This window comes from Mesorhizobium neociceri (assembly GCF_013520985.1).
Lineage (GTDB): Bacteria > Pseudomonadota > Alphaproteobacteria > Rhizobiales > Rhizobiaceae > Mesorhizobium > Mesorhizobium neociceri.
This window is the reverse complement of record NZ_JACDTY010000010.1, coordinates 23,430-37,490: the sequence shown is the minus strand read 5'-3', so window position 1 is coordinate 37,490 and position 14,061 is coordinate 23,430. Positions and strand designations below refer to the sequence as shown.

Here is a 14,061-nt window from a genome sequence, read left to right as displayed (position 1 = left end):
GAAGACGCCCGGGCGCGCCAGCAGTCGCTCCGTAATGCAAAAAAAGCCCCGGCGCCGTGAGGCGCCCGGGCTTTTCGTATCGAGTGTCACGCGGCTCGCTTCTTGGCGACGCCGGCGGCCGCCTGTTCGATGAGCTTGGCGACAGCTGCCGGATCGGAGACGTAGACGGCGTGGCTGCCGGGCACTTCGACCGTTGTCGCACCGGCGCGGGTTGCCATCTGGCGCTGTGCCGGCGGCGGGATCATCTTGTCGTCGCTGGCGACCAGATACCAGCTCGGCTTCACCTTCCAGGCCGGAGCGGTGACCTTGCCCTCAAGCGCCGGGATGCCCCACGGAACCTGCGAGTCAGCCATGAAGGCGGCGAGCGAGGGGCGCACGTCAGCGGCGAAGGAAGCGGCGAACTTGTCCTTGTCGAGCATCAGGAAGCCGTCGACAGGCGGCAGGATCGGCGGCACCGAAGCGCCGGGAGGCGGGTTGGCGATCAGGGTCGCAACCGACTCGCCGGCATCCCCGGCGAAGGCCGCGATGTAGACGACACCAGCCACTTTGGGATCGGTGCCGGCTTCCGACACGACGATGCCGCCATAGGAATGGCCGACCAGGATGACGTTGCTCTTGGCTTCGGCAATGGCGCGGTTGGTGAAGGCGACGTCGTCGGCAAGCGAGGTCGTCGGGTTCTGGACGATGGTGACGTCATAGCCGTCCTTTTTGAGGATCTGGTAGACGCCGTCCCAGCCGGAGCCATCGACGAAGCCGCCATGCACGAGGACGACGGAATTTGCTGTGTTGTTCGACATTTGAGTTCTCCTTTTCAAAGCGTTGTTGGGTGTTGGTTGGTTGGGGCCGGTTGAACGTTTGTTGCAGGAGGACTATGCGCCGGCAGCAGCGGGCGCGCTTTGAGGGGACATTCAGGACCCCTTGATTTTCCCTTGAGATCGCTTTGATTTTGCACTCAAGACGCGGCTAAAGTGCCTGATCGGCAATTTCCGGACGATTTGGAGACAGCATTTTGTCCTATCATTTTGAGGATTTTGCTCTGGATGGCGAGCGGCGCGAATTGCGCCGTGGCAATGAGCTGGTCCCCGTCGAGCCGCAGGTCTTCGACCTGCTGCAATTTCTGATCCGCAACCGCGAGCGGGTGGTCAGCAAGGACGATCTGGTCGACGCGGTCTGGCAAGGGCGGATCGTCTCCGACGCCACGCTTGCCAGCCGCGTCAACGCCGCGCGCAATGCCCTTCAGGACAGCGGCGAGGAGCAGCGCCTTGTCCGCACCATCCTGCGCCGGGGCTTTCGCTTCGTCGGCACCGTGCGCGAGGAGGGCGCCGGCCAGACGAGCGCCCCGGTGCAGCAAGCAAAGGCTGACCTCGGCATTCCCGCCCGTCCCTCCATCGCCGTGCTGCCCTTTGCCAATATGAGCGGCGATGCCGAGCAGGATTATTTTGCCGACGGCATGGTCGAGGACATCATCACCGGCCTGTCGCGCATTCGCTGGCTGTTCGTGATCGCGCGGAACTCAAGCTTCACCTACAAAGGCCGCGCGGTCGACGTGAAGCAGGTCGGGCAGGAGCTCGGCGTGCGCTATGTGCTGCAAGGCTCAGTGCGAAAGGTGGGCAGCCGCGTGCGCATCACCGGCCAGCTGATCGACGCCGAGGATGGCAGCCATCTGTGGGCCGAACGGTACGACCGCGAGCTGACCGATGTGTTCGCGCTGCAGGACGAGATCACCGTCAGCGTGGTCGCGGCAATCGAACCCAATCTGCGCCGGGCCGAGATCGAGCGCGTCAAGCGCACGCGCCCCGACAGCCTCGATGCCTACGATCTCTTGCTGCGCGCGCTGCCCGATGTCTACACCTTCATGCCGCAGGGCGCTGCCAAGGGCTTGCCGCTGCTGGACCAGGCGCTCGCCATCGAGCCGAACTATGCGCTTGCGCACGGCTTTGCCGCCTGGGCGCACCAGACATTGTTCATCCGCGGCGGCTTCCGGCCGGAGCATCGCGACAAGGCGGCCCGCCATGCCCATGCGGCGATCGAGCACGGTCCGGGCGATGCGATGGCGATGGCGCTCGCCGGCTTCACCATCGGCATGGTTGAACACGACCGCAAGCTGGCCGACAGTGCCTTCGCGACCGCGCTTTCGCTCAGCGCCTCCTGCGCCTTCGTCTATGCCTTTGGCTGCGTGTCGGTGGCTTATGGCGGTGATGCGGCACGCGCCGTCGACTGGGGCGAGCAGGCGATCCGGCTCTCCCCGCTGGATGCCATGAACTGCGTGCCGCACGGCATTATCGGCTTCGGCAATTTTCTCAACGGCCGGCACGAACAGGCGGTCGCGGCAGGCCGCCGGGCGGTGGAGATGACGCCCGGCTTCAGCATGCTGCATGGCTGGCTGGCCGCGCCGCTGGCAAGGCTCGGCCGGCTCGACGAGGCCAAGGCGTCGGCCGCGCGGCTGATGGCGCTCGACCCGCATTTTTCTATTAACCGCTGGTCGGCGGCAGTGGGGTTGGCGCCGGAGATCGCCGGCGACGTCACCGACGCGATGCGGTTGGCGGGATTGCCGGAGTAGTGTTCACAACAGTGCGTGCTATGAAGACCGCAGCACCAGCGGAGCCCAGCTATGACCCTGACCAATCGCGACATCATCGAGCTGACGGCGTGGCGGCGCAAGCTGCACCAGCAGCCGGAGATCTCGAACGAAGAGGAAAAGACGGCCAAGGAGGTCGTCTCCTTCCTCGCCGATACCGGGCCGGACAAGGTGCTGACCGGCCTCGGCGGCCATGGTGTGGCGGCGGTCTATGACAGCGGCCAGGCAGGGCCGACAGTGTTGTTCCGCTCGGAGCTGGACGCACTGCCGATCGAGGAGCTTTCGGGCGTGGATCATTCCTCGCAGGTGCCGGGGAAATCGCATATGTGCGGCCATGACGGCCACACCGCGATCCTCGCCGCACTCGGCCGCCAGCTTGGGCGCGAAAGGCCGGCGCGCGGCCGCGTCGTTTTGATGTTCCAGCCGGCGGAGGAGACCGGCAATGGTGCGGCCGGTGTTGTCGCCGATCCGCGCTTTGGCGAGATCGCTCCGGATTTCGCCTTCTCGCTGCACAATCTGCCGGGCGTGCCGTTCGGCGAGGTGCGCCTCAGGGAAGGCGTGGTCAATTGCGCCTCGCGCGGCATGCGCATCGTGCTTGAGGGCAAGACTGCGCATTCGTCCATGCCCGAAACCGGGGTGTCGCCGATGCCGGCGGTGAGTGCGCTGATGCCGCTGCTACCCGCGCTCGGACGAGGCACCTTTGCCGATGACGATTTCAGCATGGTGACCGTCACCCACGCGACAATGGGCGAGGCCGTGTTCGGCATCTCGCCCGGCTACGCAGAGGTATGGGCGACGCTGCGCACAAGGCGTGACGAGCGCATGGCCGAGCTTGTTGCCGCCGCTGAAGCGCTGGCTGCCAGGATCGCAGGCGAGCATCGCCTGTCCGTCCGCTGCGACTATCACGAGATCTTCGTGGCCAGCGTCAACGCGCCGGATGCCGTGGAACATCTCAATCGCGCGCTGGACGAGGAAGGTGTGGCGCGCAGCGAGGAAGCCCTGCCGATGCGCGCCTCGGAAGATTTCGGCATTTTCGGCCACAAGGCCAAGTCCGCCATGTTCTTCCTCGGCGCCGGCGAGCGCACGCCTTCGCTGCACAATCCCGATTATGATTTCCCCGACGATCTGATCCCGATCGGCTCAAAGATCTTCATGCGCACGGCGCGCAATCTGCTGGGCTGAGCGGTACTCCGAAATCCGCATCCTGGGCTGCCTTTTTGCGGCTAGAATCGTGCGGTAGTCGCCGTCCTAAATTAGGAGAGGCTTGCGGATGAGAATTGCAATGGTGGTCGCGTTAACCGCGACAGTGGCGGGATGCGTGAGTTCGCCGGTCCAATATGGAGCCTCGCTGTCGACACAGGACCCGAAATGGGCGACGCCGGAATGCCAGCAGGCCCGAACGGACGCCATGGCCAACGACGCGCGCGAGAAGGGGCAGCCGGGATGGGGCTTCGGCGTGCTGCTTGGTCCGTACAGCATGGGCCTCGTCGCGGCGGCCAAGGAGCATCAGCAGCAGCAGCGAAGGCTGCTTGCCCGCCAGGTGCATCTGCAGTGCTCGAGCCTGCCGCTGCCGAAGGATCTGGACTTCGATCCGCAAATCTACGCGCCAAAGCCGGCGAAATATCCGTAGGGCGTCCCTCCCAGCCAATGCAATTGCACAAGGCAGCGCCAGTCCCCCACTCCGTCGCCGAGCCACATCTCCGCCATGTCCATGGGGGAGAGGAAACCCAAGCTTTTTCGGGGGAGAGGAGCCCAGTTTTTTCGAGGCCGCGACCCCGGCAATTAGCATTCGGCGAAGCCGAGATGTCGCGATCTTGAACCAATATTCGCTCGGGCAACACGAGGCAGCGACAATCGCGGTCAGCAAGGGCACAATGGCCATCTTTCACGAAAGGGGTCCAATGCGGCAAGTGCCCATCGTGATGCGATCGTTTGGTGGCGTCGCGAACAGAATGTTCCAGTACATGTTTTGCCATGTGCTGGCGAAGCGCATCCCCGGGGGCTATGTCTGCAACGCCGACCTGCCGGAGTGGTCCATTGCCTCGGTGCGGCCGCCTTTGTTGTGGAAATATCGCCTGCTTCGGGTCGATGGCTATCACCGCTACGACCTCGACGGGATCACAGCAGCGTTTCGCGACAAACGGGCGCGGAGCATCCGGTTCAAGGGCTTCGCGCAAAGGCTGGGTTATTATGACCGCGATGAGGTATCCAAGCTGTTTGACGGAAGCGCGGTCGACGCGCCGACCTATGGCGATGATTTCCTCGTCATCAATGTACGGGCCGGCGACATCCTCGACGGCTTCCACCGCAACTACTGTCCGATGCCATTCGGGTTCTTTGAGACGCTCATCAAGGACAGCGGCCGCAAGCCGGTTTTCGTCGGCCAGACCCATGACGACAACGATTATTGCCGGCGCCTGCGTCAGCGCTTTCCCGATGCTGCCTTCGCGCCGAAGGCGTCGCCATTGACGGATTTCGAGACGCTGCGCCGGGCGAGCCATCTCGTCGCGGGGGTCAGCAGCTTCTCCTGGCTGGCCGGTTGGTTGTCCTCGGCGCGGACGATCAGTCTGCCGGTGGCCGGCATCTTCGACCCGCGCGTCAGGCCGGATATCGATTTGCTCCCGCTTGACGACCCACGCTATCGGTTCCACCAGTTCGACATGGGCGACTGGACGGGGTCTGCCGAGCAACTCGCAGCCTTTTACGGCGATGCGATCCCGTTCCGGCAGGTCGAGCCCTGGGCAGCAGCCGATGGCGCAGTGAAGGGGTTGCGATGAGAATTCCGTTTTCCGTCGGCAGGCCGGTGATCTGCGCGATCATGAGGCTGGAGCAGCCCTATGTGATCGAGTGGATCGCGTGGCACAAGCTGCATGGCTTCGATCTGATGATCGCCGACAACTGCACCGCCGGACCGCAGACGGCGGTGCTCTCGGCGTTGCGCGATGCCGGCTGGATCCGGCTGGTCGACTGGCGGCACGATACGGTGCTGCCGCAGCGGCGGGCCTATTCGTATCTTTACTGGCAGGCATTGCTGCACGGTTACCGCTATCTGGGCTTCATGGATGCCGACGAGTTCCTTGAGCCGCTCGATGGACCGCCCTGGAGCGGAGCGGAATTGGTCCGCTCGCTGCTGAACCGTCCCGGCGTGCGCAGCGCCGCCTTCCGGTGGGTGAATTTCGGCAGCGATGGCAAAGAGGCCTATGACGACGAACTGGTGACGGTACGGTTTCAAAGGCGCGGCACGTATGATGCCCCGACCGCGCGCTGGAAGAAGTCGTTTGCCCGCGTGTCGTCGGTCCTACGCAAGGCCCTGCGTGATCCCAAGCAGTTCATGCCGCACCCTCACGGCTTCCGAATCTCGCTGCGCAGGACGCTGGTCGACGGCATGACGCTCGACAGGCACCCGGCCGCCATGCCGATGGAATGGAAAATTGGCTGGATCCGCCACTACGCCGTGAAATCGAGACAGGAACTGGTTGACAAGCACGCCCGCGGCGGAGGTTTCACGTCGGCCAGCGAGGCACCGTCCCTGGAAGAGTACAGGGCGTCGAGAGATCAGAATGACATTCTCGATCCGCTCGACGATGCGACGGTCGCCGCCTTGCGGGCAAAAGTCGCTGAAATCGTCAGATCGCTCGACCCGGCGGTCATCGACCAGACGCGGCCGCTGTTCAGGCAGCGCGGCTGAAGACAAGCGGCGCGGTGCTCATACCGTAAAACGACATCGATGGGCGGCGCTTGGCATTTGCGGCATCAAGCCGCCAGCCGGGCGCACGGGTGAACAGCGCTTCGATCATCGCCGCGATCTCGATACGGGCGACATGCTGGCCGAGGCAGACATGCAGGCCGGTGCCGAAGGTCATCGACACGGCCGGCGGGCGCGTGAGGTCCAGCCGGTCGCCATTCGGGAAGACGGCATCATCGCGGTTGCCGCTGCCGAGTACCGGTACGACCGCTTCGCCAGCCGCAATCCTGATTTCGCCGAGGTCGATGTCTTCCGCCGCGATGCGGGCGACAGCGTATTGCACCGAGGCGCCATAGCGCAGCAGTTCGGCCGCGGCGCTGCTCCAGTCGACAATTCCGCGCTCGAGCAGCGCACGCTGCTCGGGGAAGCGATCCAGCGCGACCAGGGCGTTGCCGAGAGCGTCGACGACGGTCTCCTGCCCGGCAAACAGCATGAAGACGATGTTGGCCACCATGTCCTCGCGCGACCAGCGGCCCTCTGCCACTTCCCTCACCATGCCGGCGACCATCCCGTCCGGCCGATAGGCGTGTCGAGCCAGCCGCTCCTCGACAAAAGCCTGGCATTCGCGATAGGCCTCGATGCTTGCCGGCTGCTCTTTTCGCAGGTCGAAGGCGCTGGCCATGCGGCGGGTCACCGATTTCAGCGCCCAGGGGTCCTCAATCTCGATGCCGAGGATTTCCTGCAGCAGCCAGAAGGACACCGGCACGGCGAGGCCGGCAACGGCGTCGACGTGGCCGTCGGCCAGCGCCCGGTCTACCAGGTCGCGGCTTAGTGCACGAAGACCCTGCGTCAGCGCCTCGATGGCTGGCCTGGAGAAAAAGCCGGCGACCGGCCGGCGGAGCCCGCCATGCCGCGGCGGATCGGCGAGCAGCAAAGACCGGGTAAGCAGCGCCATCGCCGCCTGGTCGACGAGCTTGCGGCGGACCTCTTCGTATGTGCCCGGCGGCGCCTGCAGAAGAGCGGGATGCTTCAGCACGCTCGACACCAGCTCATGGCTGAACACATAGTGCGCGTCGGCGACCTCGGGGTAAGGCGCAATGCCGCGCGCGATGCCGCCGGCAGCGCGCATACGGGCAAAATGCGGAAACGGGTCGTCGCCGAGCGCGAACGGATCAAAATGCGGAGCTGTCATGACGGGAAGGGCTCGCATGTCATTTCTTGAGATCCTTGGCCGAAATGACCCGGAAACCGCCTGACGTGGCGTCCTGTGGGAAGAAGTCCGGCATCACGTAGAGGAACTCGCACTCGTAGACGCGGTAGTGCATGCGCAGCAGTGGATCGCGGATAATCTCTTCCAGCGGCGGTCTTATGCCGGTCTGGTTCCAGAGGTCGATGGTGGCGCGGAACCGAGGATCGGCCTTAACATGGTCATACTCGTCGCCCGAGGAGCCGGCATAGGAAGAGCAGCGGCCATCGCCGATCAGCCAGCGGGCGCCGAGGCGGCGGCCGTGGCGCTCCATCTCCTTCAGCAGCCGGACCGCCGTGTTGGAGCCGCGATGGCTGGGCCGGACGCAGAGATTGTAGGCGTAAAGGGCGTAAACCGGCTCGCTGCGCGGCAGCGACGCATAGGCATCGAAATCTGCCGGGAAGTCGGCGCGCACCAGCGGGTCCTGGCTGGTCTCGGCAAAGCAGATGGTGCCGGCAAGCACGTTGCCGTCGATTGCTCCGAACATGGTGTGTCCGAGTGCCAGCCGGCGGCGGATGGTTGCTTCGCTCGCCTGCAGCGGTGCGGCCCAGGCGGCAGCCTCAAGCTCCATCAGCAACGGCATGTCTTCCATGTCTAGCTGGCGGATAGGTACCGCAACATTGTCTAGATTCATCTGTCGGCTGCCTCGACTTCTAATGCGCCATATGGTGCATGGCAGTCTTTGCCAATGCGGTTTTGCAGCTTCACGGAAACGCCAGTCTGTTCTATCTCTTGTTTGACGGAACTCCGAAAGGAAACCGTTTCGCAGTTTCCCAAAACCTCTCTAATCATCATGGTTTCCCTTTGCAATTACCTACGGATAATGGGATCGCATGATATTTTATGTGGCGCATAGGGAGCACGCCTACACTCAGGCGGTCGTGCTGCTTTATCATCGGACCGACCTGCAAGCGTCGTTCCGGCTGGTGCGCTATGAGGATGCCGAGTTGCTGCGCGGAGTTCGCGCCGGCGTGGTCATCTGGTCCGACATGGATCGGCTGACTGCCGACGAATTGAGGCGCGCAGCCAGCCTCAGCGACGAACTGGCTGAGAAAACAGGCCTGACGCAGCTCAATCACCCGACCGCCAGCTTGCAGCGCTTCGAACTGCTGCGCCTGCTTCATGCCGACGGGAGCAACGCTTTTCGTGTATTCAGGCCGCGCCAGCTGGAGGACACGATACGCTATCCCGTTTTCGTCCGTGACGAGGTGGGCGCGCTTTACAACGAGCCGCCGCTGCTGCACGGCCGGCCGGCGCTGGACGCCGCGATCGCCCGGCTGGAGGGCAGCAATCTGGTGCGGCCGATGGTGGTGGAGATGATTGGCACGCCCTCGGCGGACGGCTACTACCGGAAATTCGCGGCCTTTCGGGTCGGCGACAGGATCTATGGCCAGCATTGCGCCATGTCGAAATCATGGTTCGTCAAGAATTCGGTCGATGAGTTGCTGCCGGCACACATCGACGAAATCAGGACCTACATCAATACGAATCCGGACGCCGACGCGGTCATGCATGTCTTCGAAAAAGCCCATATGCAGTATGGACGCATCGACTACACGTTCGTGGACGGCAGGCTGGTGGTGTTCGAGATCAACAGCAACCCCACAGTGCTCAGCGATCCGCCGACGCCGTTCGCCAGCTATGACCCCAAGCCCTTTGCCGACCTTCACGCCGACGCGCTGCTCGCGCTGCCGCAGGTGTCCGCCCCGGACTCGCTGGTTGAGATCGATGCCGCCCACCGAGCGGCCCTGGCCAAATTGCGACGCCGCTACCATCTCAGGCGGCTGAAGCTGGTGCTGCGAAAAGTGCTTAGGAACAGAAAACGGGCGCTGCCCGAGGCTGCTCCATAATCCGCAAATACGCCACCGTCGCGAACGGCAGGATCAGCCCGAACAGGATACTTCTCGCGCTCCGGCAAGGGCTTTCAGGGATTGGCTGTTTGCGGAGGTGGGGTAGGAAGTGCCCGTGCCATCGTTCCGTTGCGGCCTTCTCGCAGTCGGCCTTGGAACCAAATGACGGGCGAGATTGTTCAAGATTCGACGCCGACGAGCCCTGCCTGTTGGGTGAGCGGCGATCTTGTGGAGCTTTCATCATGACCATCTCATCCAGCTTTCGTTCGCTCGCGGTTGCGGCAATCGCCACTGTTGCTGTCAGCGCTGCCAGTGCTGCGCATGCCGACAGCGGCACGATCCGCTTTGCCGTCTACAAGGCAGCCTTCTTCGTCGGCGGCTCCGGCGGCGAGGGCACGCTGACCTTCCATGGCCGCTCCTATCCCATCTCGATCGGCGGGGTCTCGGGCGGCTTCGCCTTCGGGGTTTCCAAGACCTATTTCCGGGGCACCGTGCGGCATATAAGCAGGGTCCGCGATGCGACCGGGGTTTACGGTGCGGCGGGCGGTGGCGGCGCGCTCGGCAAAGGCGCGCAGGTGATCGTCATGACCAATGACAAGGGCGCCACGCTCGAGCTCACGGGCCGGCAGGTGGGGCTGCAGGTGAATGCGGATTTGAGCGGGATGGCGATTTCGTTGAAGTAGGGGCGGTTGCGTCCGTCATTGTCCGGTGTAGGACAATCGCATAGGGCACTCCCCCTCTCCGTCTCGGCTTTGCCGAGCCACCTCTCCCCCATTTCATGGGGGCGAGGAACCCAAGCTTTCAGAGGCCGCGACCTCTAGGATTAGCGTTTCCTCGCCCCCACAAAGTGGGGGAGAGGTGGCCGCGAAGCGGACGGAGAGGGGGCTGGCGCTGCCGTTTGTCAGCCCTACCGCTCCTCCACAATCCGCAAATACGCCGCCGTCACGAACAGCACGATCAGCCCGAACAATATCCGCCGTGCCCCCTCCGGCATTTGCAAAATGGTCAGCAGCGTCGTCAGCACGGTCAGGATCAGGGCGCCGATGATGGTGCCGGTGTAGCCGCCGCGGCCGCCGAAGATGGAGGTGCCGCCGATCACAGCGGCGGCGACCGAGGGCAGCACCAGCGGCTCAGCGAGCGACAGCGAGGGCGCCTTGATCAGGCCGATATAGAGCAGGCCGGTGATGCCGGCGAGCACGCTGGATGTGATGTAGAGCGCGGTGATGACCTGCCAGTATTGCACGCCCGACAGGCGCGTTGCGCGCTCGTTGTCTCCGACGGCGTAGAGCAGGCGGCCGAAGCCGGTGCGGGCGAGGGTGAAGACGATGAGGGCTGCCAGCGGCACGAACAGCAAAAGCGCGTTGGGGAAGCCCCAGGTGACACCGGTGCCGAGCCAGGCGAGGAAGTCGGGGATCTTGGCGCCCGATGCGATCACCGTGCGCTGGTAGACCTGCAGGCAGCCGGTGCCGATCAGGCTGGTGCCCAGCGTCATGATCAGCGGGTGGACGCGGAAGACGCCGACGCCGATGCCGTTGACGAGGCCGATCAGCACCGCCGGCATCATCGCCAAAAGAAACGCCACCGCCGGGTCCTGGTTGACGATTTGCGTCGCCATGATGAAGGCGCTAATCGTCGCCACCGTGCCGACCGACAGGTCGATGCCGCCGGTCAGCATGGTCATGGTCTGGCATCCCGCCAGGATCGCCAAGGGGATGGCGAATTTGATGGTGTTGGCGATCCAGCGCTCGTTGACGATGCCGGGACGCAGGATCTGCAGGATCACCACCAGGATGACGAGCAGGATGACCAGCGGGATGAGCGGCCTGTCGGCCATGAGGCGTTTTAGGCGGCGTCCGAAGGGCACCGATTGAGGGGAAATCGCTGATGTGCTCATGGGGCGGCTCTTGGCGATGGAGTGAGGAAGGGTAGCGCTCTACGGCGCCCCCCTCTGGCCTGCCGGCCATCTCCCCCACTTGTGGGGAGATTGGCTGTCATCGCGGCTTTCGCCAATCTCCAGCGTTCCAGAAAAGAGTGGGGCGCCAAAGCTGCCAATCTCCCCCCTCGTGGGGGAGATGTCCGGCAGGACAGAGGGGGGCGCGCAGGAACGCCGACCCCTCGCTGCGCCAGCATCACCACACCCATCATTGCCGCCCCCGCATGGTGATAAACGCGCCGAACATCACCACCGCCACCATGATCAATCCCTCGATGATGGCTGTGACATTCGGGTCGATGGCGAGCAGCGTGAGATCCGTGCGCACCAGCCGCAGCACGAAGACGGCGACGATGGGGCCGAGCAGGCCGCCCTTGCCGCCGCCGAGCGCGACGCCGCCCAGCACCACGGCGGCGACGCTGGCCAAGAGATAGGGACCGGGAATGGGCGCGCCGATGCCGGTGCTCATGGTCAGCGCCAGCCCGCCAAAGGCGGCGAACAGGCCTGACAGCGCGTAGGCGATGATGCGGGTGCGCTTGACCGGCACGCCGGAGCGGAACGCCGCCAGCTCGCTCGAGCCGATGGCATAGATGGAGAGGCCGAGGCGCGAGCGCCTGAGCGGTATCCAGATGACGCAGAGGCAGACGATCAGCACCAGCAGCGCCTTGGGCAGCCAGGCGTCGACCGCGTCGGGCAGGCCGGGGATCGGCACGGTGCCGGAGATCAGCGCCTTCAGCCATTCGGCTATGCCACCGCCCGGTGCATCGAGCACCAGAAGGGCGGCCCCCTGCAGCACAAACAGCATGGCGAGCGTCACGACAATGTCGGGCACCCGGGTGACGACGATGAGCAGGCCGTTGAGCGCGCCGAGGGCAAAACCCATGGCCAGAACGAAGGGCATGACGAACAGCGCGTATTCCTCTGAGGCACCGTTCATCATCGACGCCGCGGTGACGCTGGTCAGCGCCATCATGGCGGCGACCGACAGGTCGATGCCGCCGGCGATGACGACGACGGTCTGCGCGGCCACCGCAAAGGCGTAGGGCAGCACGGCGCGCGCGAGCGAGCCGAAATCATTGCTGCCATAGGCCGGCTGGATGATCGTGGTGGCGATGAACAGCACGATGAGCAGGGCGAACAGACCGACGACCCAGCCCTGGCGGCGCAGGAAGTGGCTCATGGCCTCGCCTCCGGGGCATCGGAGGCATGGGCGGTGGGATCGGCCAGAATACCGATATCGGCCTTGGCGCCACGCGGCAGGCCGTAGGCGGCGCGCATCAGCGCCGGCTCGTCCGCTTCCTCAACCGGAAAGATGTCGACCAGCTTGCCGCCGAAGATGACGATGACGCGGTCGCAGACACGCTGCACCTCTTCCAGCTCCGAGGTGTAGAACAGCACCGACTTGCCGTTGCCGGCGAGTTCGCGCAGCAGCTTGTAGATCTCCTGCTTGGTGCCGACATCGATGCCGCGCGTCGGGTCGAAGCACAGGATGGTGCGGGCATCCGCCGCGATCCAGCGGGCGATGGTCACCTTCTGCTGATTGCCGCCGGACAGGCGCTGCACCTCGCCTTGCGCACGGGTGTCGATCTGCAGCCGCTCGATGGCGCCGATCACCGTCGCGCGCTCACGCCGCATATTGATCGGCCCCCAGTTGCGGAAAGCGGCGCTGAACGGCAGCGCGATGTTTTCACGGACCGAGCGCTGCATGGCGAGCGCTTCGGAACGGTCGCCCGGTACATAGGCAATGCCGGCGCGAATGGCGTCGATAGGGTGCGCGAATTTCACCGGCTGTCCGTCGACCTCTATGGTGCCGCCGGATGGCCGGATCGAGCCGGCAAGGGCGGCGAACAATTCGTCCTGGCCCTGGCCTTCGAGCGCGACGACGCCGGCGACTTCGCCATCGGCGAGATCGAAGGAGACGTCGCCGAGCTTGGTGCCGACGCGCAAATTGTGCACGGCGATGCGCGGACTGGAAGGGGCGGGCGCCGCCTTCTCGGCGGCGCTGCGGGCGGCGACGTGGGTCTTGACGATGCGGGTGCCGAGCATCAGCTCGACGATCTTTTCCTCCACACCCGGCACGATGTCGACGACACCGACGGTCTCGCCGTCGCGCAGTACGGTGGCGCGGTCGCACAGCGCCGAGATTTCGACGAAGCGGTGCGAGATGAAGATCACGGCACGGCCCGAGTCACCCTGGCGGCGCACCACCTCCAGCACCTTCTCGGCGAGGTTGGCGGGGAGGGCGGCCGTCATCTCGTCGAGCAGCAGCACGTCAGGCTCGACGGCCAGCGCCCGTGCCAGGTCCAGCACGCGCAGAACGGCCAGCGGAATGTCGCGCGCCGTGTCGCGCAGATCGAGGTCGAGAATCCCGAGCTCACGCACCCAGGCGCGGAACGGCTCGACCGGCGTGCTGGTCAGCCTGAGATTGGACAGCACGTCGAGATCGGGGATCAGCGACGGTTCCTGGTAGACGGGCAACAGCCCGGCGCGGCGGGCGGCGGCGGGCGAGCGAATGTCGCGTGCCTCGCCACGGATCAGGATGCGCCCGGCGTTCGCCGGAACGGCGCCGGTCAGGATCTTCACCAGCGTCGACTTGCCGGCACCGTTGGCGCCCATCAGAGCGTGGACCTCGCCCGGCAGCACGGAGAGCGACGCATTGCGCAGCGCTGCGACCGCGCCGTAGTTCTTGGCGACGCCTGACGCGTCGAGGAGGGGGCTGGTGGTCAAAATGGGTTCTCGATTTATGCGGTCTGTTCAATGCAACAGTAC

Annotated in this window: 13 protein-coding genes; 7 read left to right on the top strand and 6 right to left on the bottom strand. The window is 64.8% G+C overall.

What is annotated here, in order from left to right; translation table 11 throughout:
- Positions 1 to 86 precede the first annotated feature (86 nt).
- Positions 87 to 797, bottom strand: coding sequence for an alpha/beta fold hydrolase (locus H0241_RS20115; RefSeq protein WP_181059426.1), 711 nt, complete (start codon positions 795 to 797; stop codon positions 87 to 89).
- A 212-nt stretch (positions 798 to 1,009) separates the two neighbouring features.
- Between H0241_RS20115 and H0241_RS20110 the strand changes: the two genes are divergently transcribed.
- From H0241_RS20110 to H0241_RS20090, 5 genes are all read left to right on the top strand, one after another.
- The gene (locus tag H0241_RS20110; RefSeq protein WP_181059424.1) at positions 1,010 to 2,560 is read left to right on the top strand and encodes a winged helix-turn-helix domain-containing tetratricopeptide repeat protein; all 1,551 of its coding nucleotides are present in this window, start codon (positions 1,010 to 1,012) and stop codon (positions 2,558 to 2,560) included.
- A 51-nt stretch (positions 2,561 to 2,611) separates the two neighbouring features.
- Positions 2,612 to 3,760: an amidohydrolase gene (locus tag H0241_RS20105; protein ID WP_181059422.1), complete on the top strand. Its 1,149-nt coding sequence runs from the start codon at positions 2,612 to 2,614 to the stop codon at positions 3,758 to 3,760.
- A 136-nt stretch (positions 3,761 to 3,896) separates the two neighbouring features.
- Positions 3,897 to 4,208: a hypothetical protein gene (locus H0241_RS20100; RefSeq protein WP_328824770.1), complete on the top strand. Its 312-nt coding sequence runs from the start codon at positions 3,897 to 3,899 to the stop codon at positions 4,206 to 4,208.
- A 322-nt stretch (positions 4,209 to 4,530) separates the two neighbouring features.
- Positions 4,531 to 5,355 carry an alpha-1,2-fucosyltransferase gene (locus H0241_RS20095; protein ID WP_181059418.1) on the top strand — a complete coding sequence of 275 codons (825 nt, stop codon included), beginning with the start codon at positions 4,531 to 4,533 and terminating at the stop codon, positions 5,353 to 5,355.
- On the top strand, positions 5,352 to 6,266 hold the full coding sequence (locus tag H0241_RS20090) for a glycosyltransferase family protein (protein ID WP_181059416.1): 915 nt from the start codon (positions 5,352 to 5,354) through the stop codon (positions 6,264 to 6,266). Before H0241_RS20095 ends, H0241_RS20090 begins: the two co-directional genes overlap by 4 nt.
- Here the strand turns inward: H0241_RS20090 and H0241_RS20085 are convergent.
- Both H0241_RS20085 and H0241_RS20080 read right to left on the bottom strand, forming a co-directional pair.
- Positions 6,250 to 7,455, bottom strand: a complete 1,206-nt coding sequence (locus H0241_RS20085) for a cytochrome P450 (protein ID WP_210285006.1) — start codon at positions 7,453 to 7,455, stop codon at positions 6,250 to 6,252. The genes H0241_RS20090 and H0241_RS20085 overlap by 17 nt on opposite strands.
- A 19-nt stretch (positions 7,456 to 7,474) precedes the next feature.
- Complete coding sequence (locus tag H0241_RS20080; protein ID WP_181059412.1) at positions 7,475 to 8,143, bottom strand: GNAT family N-acetyltransferase; 669 nt, start codon at positions 8,141 to 8,143, stop codon at positions 7,475 to 7,477.
- A gap of 199 nt (positions 8,144 to 8,342) precedes the next feature.
- On the opposite strand from H0241_RS20080, the gene H0241_RS20075 reads away from it, so the two are divergent.
- Positions 8,343 to 9,359: a hypothetical protein gene (locus H0241_RS20075; RefSeq protein WP_181059410.1), complete on the top strand. Its 1,017-nt coding sequence runs from the start codon at positions 8,343 to 8,345 to the stop codon at positions 9,357 to 9,359.
- Positions 9,360 to 9,601: 242 nt separating this feature from the next.
- The gene (locus H0241_RS20070) at positions 9,602 to 10,042 is read left to right on the top strand and encodes a lipid-binding SYLF domain-containing protein (RefSeq protein ID WP_181059408.1); all 441 of its coding nucleotides are present in this window, start codon (positions 9,602 to 9,604) and stop codon (positions 10,040 to 10,042) included.
- 224 nt (positions 10,043 to 10,266) lie between these two features.
- Here the strand turns inward: H0241_RS20070 and H0241_RS20065 are convergent, their stop codons facing one another.
- The 3 genes from H0241_RS20065 to H0241_RS20055 all read right to left on the bottom strand — a co-directional run bounded on the left by H0241_RS20065 (position 10,267) and on the right by H0241_RS20055 (position 14,019).
- Complete coding sequence (locus tag H0241_RS20065; RefSeq protein ID WP_181059406.1) at positions 10,267 to 11,253, bottom strand: ABC transporter permease; 987 nt, start codon at positions 11,251 to 11,253, stop codon at positions 10,267 to 10,269.
- Between the two features lie 247 nt (positions 11,254 to 11,500).
- Complete coding sequence (locus H0241_RS20060) at positions 11,501 to 12,472, bottom strand: ABC transporter permease (RefSeq protein WP_181059403.1); 972 nt, start codon at positions 12,470 to 12,472, stop codon at positions 11,501 to 11,503.
- Complete coding sequence (locus H0241_RS20055; RefSeq protein WP_181059401.1) at positions 12,469 to 14,019, bottom strand: sugar ABC transporter ATP-binding protein; 1,551 nt, start codon at positions 14,017 to 14,019, stop codon at positions 12,469 to 12,471. The genes H0241_RS20060 and H0241_RS20055 overlap by 4 nt, the downstream gene beginning before the upstream one ends.
- Positions 14,020 to 14,061 lie beyond the last annotated feature (42 nt).

Bases quoted from the DNA above. Each gene is read 5' to 3' on its own strand.
- H0241_RS20115 (WP_181059426.1), bottom strand. From the start codon at position 797: ATGTCGAACAACACAGCAAATTCCGTCGTCCTCGTGCATGGCGGCTTC.
- H0241_RS20105 (WP_181059422.1), top strand. From the start codon at position 2,612: ATGACCCTGACCAATCGCGACATCATCGAGCTGACGGCGTGGCGGCGC.
- H0241_RS20095 (WP_181059418.1), top strand. From the start codon at position 4,531: ATGTTCCAGTACATGTTTTGCCATGTGCTGGCGAAGCGCATCCCCGGG.
- H0241_RS20090 (WP_181059416.1), top strand. From the start codon at position 5,352: ATGAGAATTCCGTTTTCCGTCGGCAGGCCGGTGATCTGCGCGATCATG.
- H0241_RS20085 (WP_210285006.1), bottom strand. From the start codon at position 7,455: ATGACAGCTCCGCATTTTGATCCGTTCGCGCTCGGCGACGACCCGTTT.
- H0241_RS20080 (WP_181059412.1), bottom strand. From the start codon at position 8,143: ATGAATCTAGACAATGTTGCGGTACCTATCCGCCAGCTAGACATGGAA.
- H0241_RS20075 (WP_181059410.1), top strand. From the start codon at position 8,343: ATGATATTTTATGTGGCGCATAGGGAGCACGCCTACACTCAGGCGGTC.
- H0241_RS20070 (WP_181059408.1), top strand. From the start codon at position 9,602: ATGACCATCTCATCCAGCTTTCGTTCGCTCGCGGTTGCGGCAATCGCC.
- H0241_RS20065 (WP_181059406.1), bottom strand. From the start codon at position 11,253: ATGAGCACATCAGCGATTTCCCCTCAATCGGTGCCCTTCGGACGCCGC.
- H0241_RS20060 (WP_181059403.1), bottom strand. From the start codon at position 12,472: ATGAGCCACTTCCTGCGCCGCCAGGGCTGGGTCGTCGGTCTGTTCGCC.